This window comes from Bartonella sp. AP36NXGY (genome assembly GCF_042195865.1).
GTDB lineage: Bacteria > Pseudomonadota > Alphaproteobacteria > Rhizobiales > Rhizobiaceae > Bartonella.
This window is the reverse complement of the sequence record NZ_JBHIPD010000028.1, coordinates 1-10,608: the sequence shown is the minus strand read 5'-3', so window position 1 is coordinate 10,608 and position 10,608 is coordinate 1. Positions and strand designations below refer to the sequence as shown.

Here is a 10,608-nt window from a genome sequence, read left to right as displayed (position 1 = left end):
TCTTGCTGCTCCACAGCATTGTCATAGAGCCTTTGCATTTGAGCATTGGGATCTTCAACATCAAGAAGAGTGCGATTACCTGTCAGCTCAAAGATTTGCTCACCCACCAGACGATATTCAAAATAAGCATCCCCTAATCTTTTAAACACGTTCTCAGGCTTATAATTGCCAATCTTTTTTAAGTAATAGTCCGATCCTAAAAATTTGCTTGGATTGATAAAGTCCTGTCGCGTCTCAACTAAAAACGGCACATCCGGTGATTGGGTCTGGTCCAATTCTGTCTTAACAGAGCTAAGCCCGTCTTGCGTTGGCACCTGTATGGATTCTGGTGCGGGTGTTTTTGTGCTTGGTGCAAAAAGCCCTTTGTGCCCTTTCAAACCATTGATAATACCGTCTAATCGATCATCACTAATCAGTGGTTTGGAACCGTCAAAATCGGTGTTTTTAACACCAGCCAAACCTTTATCGCCAGAGCTTAAGCCAACTTGCTCAACCCCCTCACGCACCGCATGATTGTCAATATAGCCTGTCAACTTGGCATCAAGCGTGCCACCAGCTTCAATCGTGCCGTAAACAGCATCATAAGTGCGCGTGATTATTACAGGATCATCAACATATTCCGATGTGTCTGTATCTCCTATTTGAGCCACCCCTGCACCCAAAATATCACCAGATGTAGTCTCAATGCGTGTTGTCGTCTCAATCTTGGTTGTTTCGGTTAAATCACGCCCCTCATTGAGCAGCGTATCGCCATGCATCACAATGTTGCCATTGGCAGCAATTAAACTATAACTATTGCGGATATCGCCGGCATGAACCGTGAGATGACGCCCTGCTAAAATCTGGGCAGCATTATTGGTAAAATGAGGCTGCTGCTGACTAACCGTCGTTGTAACTCTGGTAGTTGTGGTAGTTGTATCAACAAAAAACCACCCATCTGTTTCAGTATGTGATGTTTCATAGACATTGCGATTCACCACTTTATCGCTAACTTCGACCCCGCCTTCACGCATGTTGGTAAGCGCTGAGACATCGAAGGTCATATCGCCTGACACGGCTTCTAAAAGACCCGAGCTGTTGATCACATGACCAGCCCGCTCTCCACTTAAACCACGGATGATGAGATTGTCTTCAGCAATGACATCGGCAAACTTATTAATAAAATCCCCATCTAAGGAGAAAATGGCAGATTTCTTGGCATAAATCAGCCCACTATTACTCAGATCAGCGCTCACATTGAGCGCAACCCCATCACCACTTGAACCAATACTGCCGGCATTGTCCAAAACATCTGCGGTTAAGACAAAAGCACCACCACTTTTGAGAACACCGTCTTCACCATTTAAAACCAGAGCAACTTGCCCCAATGACGGATCATGGCTTTCTGCCACAAGCGTAAAACTGTTACTGGCTAAAAGCTGACCGGAATTGGCTAAAGACCCAAGCTTCGCATCAACAACACCGCCCACCATAATACCGGAATTGCTTAAAACATCATGGCTGTTGAGAGTAAGTACCCCGCCTTGCGCTTCCACAAGCCCAGTTTGGGTGAGTGTGCTTGCCTTCAGCGTTACATCATAGGCGCCAACCTCACTTGTCTCACCCAGCGTCAAGATGCCATCGGTTGAGAGCTCAACCCGCTTTTTAGAGACAATGCGCCCCGTTTGGTTCAGAGTGTTTTGCGCATGCAAAGCAATGGTATCATTGCTTTCTATTGTGCCACTATTGCTTAAATCACCGTGGCTGGTCAGTTGAAGGTCACCACGCTCAATCTCTATGTGCCCTGCTTGGATCACACTATCTGCAACAATATTGACTGCCCCTTGCGTAGAAATAAGACCATCAACATTCTCAAAACTGCCCACATTAATGCGTAAACCATCCCGCGCTAAAACATGCGCACCTTCATCATGTGTAGCGTTTTGTTGCTCTGAATTTGTCGTTTCAGCGCTTTTATTGACAAAAGACGTTGCAACAATCTTCATCTCACCGGCTAAAGCACTGAGAAGACCAGCCTCATTATTTATATGACCAGCACGTGTCTCTTTCAGCCCACCAATGCTGAGAGCCTCTTCTGCAATCATTCTGCCCTGTGTGTTGGTTAAATCACCATCACTGAATACGTCCATAGATTTTTTGGCGTAAATCAGCCCACTATTGCTGACATTCCCTGCCACATTGAGGGCAACATTCTCACCACTAGAGCCAAGCGCACCGGCATTGTCTAATTGCCCTGCGGTCACAACAAAAACGCCACCACTTTGAAGGACACCTTCGGATGTATTCTTCAGAAAGGCTTGTTGCGGATCGGCGCCTTCTTGTGTGCTTACCATCAAATGCAAATCATCGGTTGCAATAAACGTCCCTTGATTGGTAAATGCACCAATATGAGCATCGACACTCTCACCGCGCATTGTGCCGCTATTGATAACCCCATCACGCACTTGAAGGGTTAATGCTCCTTCTTGGGCTTCCACAGTCCCTGCTTGGGTTAAAGCATCAGCACTCAAAACCACATCATAACTTAAAATCGTGCTCTCTTGAGAGGTTGTGAGCATGCTACCCGCTGTCAAGGCAACCTGCTGCATGCTGACAATATCACCCGTGTGATTGAGGGCACCATGGGCATCCAGCGTTATCTTCCCATTGGACCAGACAGTGCCTTCTTGGATCAGGGCACCGTGATGCGCATAAAGGTCAACTTTTTGCTCTGCCACTAAGCGCGCACGTGATGTAAGCTCTGCTGCTTCCACCAAAAGAGAGCCGCCGGCGCTATAATGTCCAGCGCCTACAGTGAGCGCATCATCGGCGCTCAAGACAATATTCCCCTTGGCACCAATATGGTTGTTTAAAGCGCTGATTTGATTGGTTTTAATGGTCAGATCGCCAAGGGAAGAAACCCCTGTTTGATCATTGTCTTGCATGCGGCTCAGATCAATTGTTGCTGCTTGGATCTCTAAAAGATCACCGGCGGCTATCCGCCCATTCCCCGCCTCAAGCTTTGCTGCCTGTAAATGCAAAGAACCCGTCGCTGACTGTTGACCATCACTCCCAATACCGCTTGCTAGAAGAGCATGGGACTGGAGCTTGATCAGATCGGCGCCCACATCAACAGTACCGCTCGCTGCAACGCGAGCTTGCTCAGCCAGTTCAACATGTTTCAAAGCCTTCAGTTCAACTGCTTCTTCTGAGAAAAGCAGATCTTTCACATGTACACTATCGTGGTGGGAGTGAGCCTTCACCGCTCCTTTGGCACGTGCTTTGGCAATTACCAGCTTGCCATCACTTGTCAATCTCATGGCGCCTGCATTGGCAACCATGTCTCCGCGCATCTTAACGCCCGCACCTTTATCATTGGCAATCACGCGAATCTGCCCCGCATACATTCCACCAAACTCACTGGAATCAATCGCCAATTCTGGCTCTTTGCCATCAGAACCAAGAGAAGTTGCTTCGCGTTTGTCATAATCAAAATGATTGCGCCCCGCGATAACAGCCAAATCTCCTTTGACCTGTATGGGACCCCCGACACTGATCTTGCGCGAAACAAGATCAAAAATATCTAATGCACTCCCATCAGCCCCACGAGAGCCTATAGTGATATCTCCACCCTCAACACGCAACCCACTCAAAGCGCCATCGGCTCCAATAATCGGTTGTCCAGTCGATAAAGTCACCCGTGGTGTATTAATAAAGCCACAACCGTTACAGGTAATCCCATTGGGATTGGCGATAATAACATCCGCCATATGCCCATGTACTTCGCTCACGCCTTCAAGACGCGAGCGATTGGCACTTACCACTTCATTAAGGATAACCTTTGCTGCACCGCTATAACGCAAATTGCCGTTGCCTGGCACCAATCCCCCAAGCTGTGAACGCGAAACCTCCTCAGTCGAATTGTTCAAAATCACGCCATGGGTATCAACATTGAAACTGTCATATTTGTTATGAGAAAGACCCTGTCCATTGGGGCGCACAATATCAATCAGCGGCACATCATTGCCGGCTTTCCCCACCGTGGGGCGGAAAACAGAGCCAACCCCATCAGCTGCTTTAATCCCTTGGCTCTCTTGTGCAACAGGACTTCGCGCTCCAAGCGCTTGTGCTTGCAACAACAAAGGCTGAAAAGCTAAGCAAAAGCTTAAAACAAGTGAAAGCCCCTTATGGATCCCTCGCTGCAAAACACAAAGAACGCGCTGCCATAGCTTGTATCCATATCCCAATCTATGCTTTTGATTTTTCAATCCCCGCATCTTCAGCTCCTCATAAAATTCTTTATCTCTTTAAAAAAACAACCCATATGGGTATAAACAGCGCAGCGATATTTTTTACCGCCCCTTTGCTCTAAAATCTCAATAATGCCCGCACTTGAAATAACCCTGTCGCATTTCCCTTTTCTCGCACTGTCGATTGGGTTAAAATATTCGAATAAGACACATCAATATCCGTAATGTCTCCGGTTGCATGGAAACCAAGAGTTGCCCCAACGAGGCTCCCGCCAAAACTGTTTTTGTTTACATTATTGGCCACGGCCCCCAGATCAAGCGCCATATAAGGGGCAAATTGGCTCATAAATTTACGCCCCATTCTCGAAGAAAAACCTGGCAACAACAGCGACAATTCATTGCGCCAAAACGCCCCATTATTGCCGTAATAAATCGCCTCACGCACCCCACGCACAGAGGAACTACCACCAAGCGATATTTGCTCTGAACTAAACAATGTGTCGGGTGATAATTGTCCTGAAAACAGCGTGTTATAGCGAAAGTTATATTGTTTGAGCGAAAAAGGACGCACGTAGCCTAGGGAAAAAGACAATTTGGAAAATTGCCCTTTGGGTGAATTTTTTGTTGCATTCTCTTGCTCTTTATCGTCATAAGCGCCAAGAATTGCCAACCCTTTATGAAACCCTATATGCGCGCTTAATTCTCCTCCAAGCCACTTGCGCGAATGATCAAGCTCAAAGGTTGCAATAGCCAATTTACGGCTGGAAACATCAACCCGACTGCCCATAATAAAATTATCAGAATATTTCCATGTCAACCGTCCTGTAAGCCAGGTCTTTCCCTCTTGATCACGGTCGATAACCCGTGAAATCCACGGTGTAAGCGATAAAGACTTGCCCGCAGTCATAATATCGGAAAATATTCCCTTAACACTCGAATGATATTGGCTCCACGTCCCATCAAAACCTGTTGTCCAAGTGCCATAAGGAAGAGAAAAGGATCCCGTTAGAGTATCACTATTGGGGCGCTTGTGAGAAAAATGATACGGACTACCATCCATAGAACGCTGATAGCTCAACGACCATTGATCATTGATCCCCAACAGATCATCAAAAGAAAGGCTCAAGCGCGTTTGATAAAGCCCTGTTGCTTTAGCGCCAAGATTATCGCTGGAAAGCGTAATAAGCCAAGGTTTCTGTTTTTCAATATGAACATCGAGTATCGAACCACCCGAATTGCTCCCCGCACCAAGATTAATGGTGGCTTGGCGTGAGAAAAGCCGATTGATTTGATCAAGCCCTTGCTCTATCTGGCGCAGATTGGTCGGTTTTCCAATAAGGTTTGGAAAAGCCGTGGTGATTTCTCCTTGAGATTTCCTTCCAACTTTATGCCCATCAAGGGTAATATCTTCCATCACACCTTCAACAACAACAATCTTGAGATGACCGCCGCTTAAATCTTGCTCAGGCAAATAAGCCCGCACTGCAATATAGCCGCGCTTCATATAAAGCTTGGTCACCGCTTTGAGCACTTTATTGATTTCGGCAATCCCCAAACACCGTCCTTCCCAAAGAGAAATGGCTTCATGAAGGTCGGTATGAGAAATCAACTGAACATCAACAAATTCAATGCTTTTGATCAGCAAACAGGTTGTACCAGACGAAGCACCATAGGCAGATGTGCTATCATCGTCTGGCAAAAATATCCCATGTGTTTCGTTTCTACGGTGCAATCGTTGAAAACGCTGTTCTTGCGTTTGTTGTCGTTGGATGCTCTCTGATTGATTAATCGCTTTCTCACGAATGTTTTGGGCAAAACTCGGCAACGAAAAAAGGCACAAAATAGCCGCCAAAACAAAAGTGAAAAAAAATCTATGCATTCATTGTGCCCTCAAAGTGAGCAACCAAATGAACCATATCGTCAGCGTCACAGAAAAAATCGCCAACCGCGTAACAATTTTTTAATTTTTTGATGAGAATAATACTTCTAAAATCTAAGAGAAAAGCATAGACTGTACTGTATACACCTGCTTTATGTGTTGTGCAAACCATATCATTTCCCCCGCTTTTGAAGCCTGTATAATTACACTGTTAAATGACAATCATACACTCTAATATGCTTCTTAATTTTAAGGTGTTGCATGTAATATAATTTTGAGCTTCAAGTAAAGCCTCTTATTCATAGAATATACCAAATTTATTGGAACTGTTACATATTAGAGACAACAAAAAACACTCCATTATTATCGCTTGATAAGAAAAATAGTATGACAATCGCTTATTTACTAAAATAAGAAAAAAAGAAAATGCGTAATGCCATAACTTATGACGAATTAGCATATTTAAAAGCCGTTTATCCCAATGAAAAAACACTAAAGATGATCTGTTTTATTATGTTTACGGTCTTTTGCATTCAGAAGATTATCGGCACCCGTTATGCTGATAATTTATGCAAAGAATTGCCTCGTATCCCTTGCGTAAAAACGGCTGATGATTTTTGGAAATTTGTGACAGCAGGGCGTGAACTCGGTCATTTGCACGTAAACTATGAAACTGTAGAACCTTATCCTGTCACCTTTAAAAAGGGTAATCCAAAACAGACAGAAATCTCTAATCCCGAAAAATTCTATTATGTAACTGAAATAAAATTTGCAAAAATTAAGAATAGTAAGGAAAAGGATAAATCAACTGTTATTTATAACAGCAATATCACAATAACAGATATCCCTCTTGAAGCTTATGAGTATATCGTCAATGGCAAGCCTGCTCTTGAATGGGTTATGGGGCGTCAGTGTGTAAAGACTGATAAAAAGAGTGGTATTGTGAATGATGCCAATCACTATGCTGTTGAAACCATTGGCAACTCTGCCTATCCATTGGATTTGTTTCAAAGGGTTATTACCGTAAGTTTAGAAACAATGAAAATCGTTAAGAACTTACCAAAATTGGAAATAAGAGAAACTGAATAACTTATAAAGCATGCTCACATAATGGGTATGTTAATCTCACAAGGGGTATAGAGCTTATAACCATAATCTATACCTCTTTTTGTTAAGTTGCTTACATATAATCCTGAAAGGATAGTCTATATGCGTTATTCTAAAAAGAAGAAACTTGCAATTTTAGATACTCTTATTTGGATTGCCTTTAAAAGATTATATCGTAATCTAAAATGATAGCTTTGTTTAAAGAGGGTTATGTATATTCACTTTTCTTATAGGTTTTGAAGGTATAAAAACCGTCAAAACCCCTTCAAAACGTATATTATTAGTTGAATTTATAGGTTGTGTTATCAATAGAGGTTGTTTTTTAAGATCTGTAAAATATTAACACATTGAAAAATAACGTTTTTACTTTTTATCGTTTTTTTATCTAAAAGAGGCAACCGTCAAAACTCAAAAACCCGTCAAAACTCATAACCATAATGGTCTTGATAGCATTTATTATGATTATAATCCCTTTCTTTTGAAAGGCTTTAAAGGATCACATGCTTTTTATAAAGCACGTTGTAATCATTCTCTAAATCATAAGGTTATCATTCAAAAGAACTGATAAAATTCATAAAAGGGATTTTGATAACGTAATCAGTTTTTACTTTCCTATGCTTTTCATAAGACACGTTTTAATGACTCACTCAAATGATCACTTTTGTCAGTTCAATTTACTGACACATAACTGACAGGTTTTAATCAATTCACATCATTGGTTATCTTTCAAGATTGTACTCTTGATATGGGTTATGTTTTAAAGATATTAAACTATTGAAATATAATGTTTTTAATTTTTACTCATAAAAAAAATAATAGAGGGTCTTAAAAGGAACTGACAACACTGACACGGTCTATTAAAAGAGATTTTGCTCATCTCTATAATTATCAGTTTCTATTGAGATGTTTTCATAACAGTCTATAAATCGTAATTATCCTATTTATCGTTTCTCTTATGAAAATGAAAAATGATGCGGTGGCTATAAAGCATATAACAGCTATAGAGAAAGCAAAAATGCAAATGAAAGCATTTGTTATAAGAGCGCGGTGCTATTAAGGTCGTTTAAATTAAAGCCCCTTATAAACAAAATTCACAAAAAATTTAAAATTCATTTAGTAACAAAATTGATAGGTTATAAAGTTTAAAATACGCATCATGAGAGCGTTTCTAAATATTATAAATGTATAGATTCAGAAAATAACGCAATCGTTTAAGAAAGCCAATAATATAGCTTTAAAAGCATATAAATATAAAAGAAGCAACTAATAGGCATAAGATATTATCAATACACAACGTATTTAAAAAAATACAAAAAAATATCAAAAAAGATAAAATATTGTTTGACAATAAATACGTATTTTGTTATATGAATATTCAAGTGCTGAAAACACTTAACGATTAGCGGATAGGTTACGAAACAATCTTTCCAAAGTCTTTAAAATACTGACTGTTTTTTATACGTATTAAAGCGTATAATGATTTTGTCGGGTGTGTCACACCATGCAATACCCTTATGGGAAAAGTGTGACGACGGACTAATCGCCGTGTTTTCAACGCCCGGCGCCTTTATAGCGCGTCAATTGAAAACTTCATTACGATTAGAAAGAATTTAAAATGAAAAATTCTATAATAAAAACTTCCCAAAATACAATTTCCTCTAACATTGCAAACGAAATCACATCTGTTAATCAACAAGAGTCTGCAAAAAAATACGAATTTACCAATGAAAAATTCACTTTTGATGGTCTTACTTTACACCGTATACGTGCTCTAAGAGATTTTGATGATGTTAAGGCGGGAGACCTCGGCGGTTTTATTGAAAATGAAAGTAACTTATCCCATGATGGCAATTGCTGGGTCTATGATAATGCCGCGGTTCTTTTCAATGCAACTGTTTATGAAAATGCTAAAATTTATAATGACGCGAAAATCTTTAGAGGTGCCAAGGTGTGTGGCAATGCTATCGTTAATGGCAAAGCATTGGTTTTTGATACAACCGCTCATCTTTATGATAATGCAAAAATTCATGATAACGCTAAGGTCTGTGGGCATGTTTATAGTAATGCCGTAATTAGTGATAATGCTACTATTTCTAATGGTGCCAAGGTTTATGACAATGCCCGTGTCTATGAAAGTGCCTATGTTTGTGGCTATATTTTTGGCAATGCCCATGTGTATGGCAAGTCACGCATTTATGTCTGGGCGCGCGTTTATGATAATGCCCATGTTTTTTGTAATGCCTGGATTAAGGATTATTCAAGTATCTATGGTTATGCCAAGGTTTCTGGCTCGGCTCGTGTTGGTTGCTTTGTAAGGATTTATGATAATGCCAAGGTCTATGGCAAATCAAATATTGATCATCATGTGCAAATTTATGGCAATGCTGTTGTCAATAGCCGTGCAAAAATTCGTAATGATATCTGTGATGATAATCAGTCACTAAAAGACGCTGCTTAAATAACGCGTGGGCGCAGCGGGGGCGCCCTCCTTTAAATATCTCATTTAAAAATTTAAATCTCTTTATGAAGGAATTGTGCTATGCAAAAGAAGTTTGCACTCACAAATGAAACGCGTGTATTTGGTAATCATACCCTTTATCGCATTAAAGCATTAAAAGACTTTTCTGATGTTAGAGCTGGTGCCTTGGGTGGCTTTATTGAAAAGGAAGATAACCTCTCTCATGAGGGAAATTGCTGGGTGTATGATGAGGCTCTTGTGTTTAAAAATGGTCACGTTTATGAAAATGCAAGAGTTTTTGGCAATGCTGTCACTTGTGGTCATATCTATGGTCATGCGCGGGTTTATGACAATGCTAGGGTTTATGAAAACGCTCGTATAGCAAATAACGTACATGTTTATGAAAATGCCAATATTCATGGCATTGCTGTTATTCGTGAAAATGTCGGCGGGTCTACTAAAATAAAAACCTATACTGAACGTCTCTCTCCTTATGGTGAATTAGAGATTGTCTGGGTCTAATCAATAAAGCAGTGTAAATGAAAGCACGGGCGCGGCGGGGGCGCCCCTCTTTCAAATTTTCCCATTTCAAATTTTAGAAAACGTTTATCACATTAAATTGTGAGGGTATCTCTATGTGAAAAAAATACGAATTAACCAGTGAAATCAAAAAAATCAAACATGCACTTACTCGAAATATTATAACTCTTTATCGCATTCGTGCTTTAAAAGATTTTGATGATATAAAGGCGGGGTCTTTAGGCGGCTTTATTGAAAAGGAAGTCAACCTATCCCATGATGGCAATTGCTGGGTCTATGATGAGGCTTGTGTCTATGGTCATGCAAGGGTGTATGATGATGCAAAAATACGCCATTTTTCTCAAGTCTGTGGTCAAGTTTATGGCAATGCTGAGGTCTATGGAAAAGCTTTTATC

General features: G+C 40.9%; 5 protein-coding genes and 2 pseudogenes. 4 read left to right on the top strand and 3 right to left on the bottom strand.

What is annotated here, in order from left to right; genetic code table 11:
* The 3 genes from ACFINX_RS08555 to ACFINX_RS08545 all read right to left on the bottom strand — a co-directional run.
* A partial coding sequence (locus ACFINX_RS08555; protein ID WP_375668659.1) for a filamentous hemagglutinin N-terminal domain-containing protein occupies positions 1-4,256 on the bottom strand: 4,256 nt, incomplete at its 3' end.
* Between the two features lie 91 nt (positions 4,257-4,347).
* Positions 4,348-6,108 (bottom strand): ShlB/FhaC/HecB family hemolysin secretion/activation protein, encoded by a 1,761-nt coding sequence (locus ACFINX_RS08550; RefSeq protein WP_375668658.1) that lies wholly within the window; start codon positions 6,106-6,108, stop codon positions 4,348-4,350.
* Entirely contained in the window at positions 6,101-6,280 is a 180-nt protein-coding gene (locus ACFINX_RS08545) for a hypothetical protein (RefSeq protein ID WP_375668657.1), read from the bottom strand. Before ACFINX_RS08545 ends, ACFINX_RS08550 begins: the two co-directional genes overlap by 8 nt.
* Before the next feature lie 257 nt (positions 6,281-6,537).
* Between ACFINX_RS08545 and ACFINX_RS08540 the strand changes: the two are divergent.
* The 4 genes and pseudogenes from ACFINX_RS08540 to ACFINX_RS08525 form a co-directional block, all read left to right on the top strand.
* Positions 6,538-7,197, top strand: a pseudogene (locus tag ACFINX_RS08540) (type ISP restriction/modification enzyme); the annotation flags it as partial.
* A gap of 1,633 nt (positions 7,198-8,830) precedes the next feature.
* Positions 8,831-9,673: a hypothetical protein gene (locus tag ACFINX_RS08535; protein ID WP_375668656.1), complete on the top strand. Its 843-nt coding sequence runs from the start codon at positions 8,831-8,833 to the stop codon at positions 9,671-9,673.
* An 81-nt stretch (positions 9,674-9,754) separates the two neighbouring features.
* Positions 9,755-10,195, top strand: a complete 441-nt coding sequence (locus ACFINX_RS08530; RefSeq protein WP_375668655.1) for a hypothetical protein — start codon at positions 9,755-9,757, stop codon at positions 10,193-10,195.
* A 143-nt stretch (positions 10,196-10,338) separates the two neighbouring features.
* Positions 10,339-10,608: pseudogene (locus ACFINX_RS08525) on the top strand (hypothetical protein); the annotation flags it as partial.

Coding starts and splice junctions, on each gene's coding strand:
- ACFINX_RS08550 (WP_375668658.1), bottom strand. CDS start 6,108: ATGCATAGATTTTTTTTCACTTTTGTTTTGGCGGCTATTTTGTGCCTT.
- ACFINX_RS08535 (WP_375668656.1), top strand. CDS start 8,831: ATGAAAAATTCTATAATAAAAACTTCCCAAAATACAATTTCCTCTAAC.
- ACFINX_RS08545 (WP_375668657.1), bottom strand. CDS start 6,280: ATGGTTTGCACAACACATAAAGCAGGTGTATACAGTACAGTCTATGCT.
- ACFINX_RS08530 (WP_375668655.1), top strand. CDS start 9,755: ATGCAAAAGAAGTTTGCACTCACAAATGAAACGCGTGTATTTGGTAAT.